General features: G+C 55.4%; 2 protein-coding genes. One reads left to right on the top strand and one right to left on the bottom strand.

The genetic code is table 11. From position 1 onward, the window contains the following. A partial coding sequence (locus tag AC1DVH_RS31555; RefSeq protein ID WP_477757084.1) for an FAD-dependent oxidoreductase occupies window positions 1-213 on the bottom strand: 213 nt, incomplete at its 3' end. A gap of 552 nt (window positions 214-765) precedes the next feature. Between AC1DVH_RS31555 and AC1DVH_RS31550 the strand changes: the two genes are divergently transcribed. Beyond that, window positions 766-1,130, top strand: a 365-nt coding sequence (locus AC1DVH_RS31550; protein ID WP_477757083.1) for a sigma-70 family RNA polymerase sigma factor, incomplete at its 3' end; no start/stop codon positions are given.

The raw sequence follows: 1,130 nt of genomic DNA, 5'->3' as shown, positions 1-1,130 counted from the left end.
GGCATTGAGCGTGTCATCGACATGGGATTCAACGGTATCGGTGTCATCCAGCACGGCCGCAACGCCGCCCTGGGCCCAGAAAGTCGAGCCATTGGCGAGGTTGCCCTTGCTCAGTACGGCAATGCGCAAATGACCGGGCAAGGTCAGCGCAAGGCTCAAGCCGGCAGCACCGCTGCCAATTACCAGAACATCGTGTTGAAACTGTTGGCTCATTTCAGGATTCCGCTCAAAGCGACCCGGGTCGGGGGTGGCGCAACTGGACTGTCGAGTCAAGGCAGCCGCACAGCCCACTAGTATATAGAGGGGGGGAGCGGCACAATACCCGAGCTGGCATGGCATTGTGAAACTACCGTGACGCAAAACATCGGTCGCTTCGTCGGATGTTTTTCTGCCCGTTGGGCGCGAGAATGACTGTATCGCCGATTTAACAGTCTTTTTCCCTTCACGGTTGCACAATGTCAGGTCGGCGCGGCTATAAATATTTGGAACTTTTGCCAAAGGGCCAAGATCAATAGACGGTTGCCTGAAACAAGGGACAGTGTCGGCTTCAGTGGAGGATCGCAGTGCGATCCTTGCCGAAGAATCCGATGACAAGATTATCCGCGCAGCCGGGTCAACTCGTGCTGCGCTTTTCGTGCGTGCCAAATCAGAGCCCGCAGGAAACTTGCCTGGAGGGGGAGAACTTTTGCGAAAAGCCCGAGTCTATGTTTGCAAGTCTGGTGGTTTACTTCTGCAAGCCTCCTCCGAGCTCATCGAGGAGTGTTCATGCTAACCCAGGAAGAGGATCAGCAACTGGTCGAGCGCGTTCAGCGCGGCGACAAGCGTGCTTTCGATCTGCTAGTGCTGAAATACCAGCACAAAATTCTCGGGTTGATCGTGCGTTTCGTGCACGACACCCATGAAGCCCAGGATGTGGCACAAGAAGCCTTTATCAAGGCATACCGTGCACTTGGAAATTTTCGCGGAGACAGCGCGTTTTATACGTGGCTTTACCGCATCGCCATCAACACGGCGAAAAACTATCTGGTTTCACGCGGCCGTCGGCCGCCGGATAGCGATGTCAGTTCCGAGGATGCAGAGTTCTACGATGGCGATCATGGCCTCAAGGATCTCGAGTCGCCAGAACGGGC

Source organism: Pseudomonas sp. P4_C3, assembly GCF_056402075.1.
This window is presented reverse-complemented; position numbering and strand designations above follow the sequence as displayed.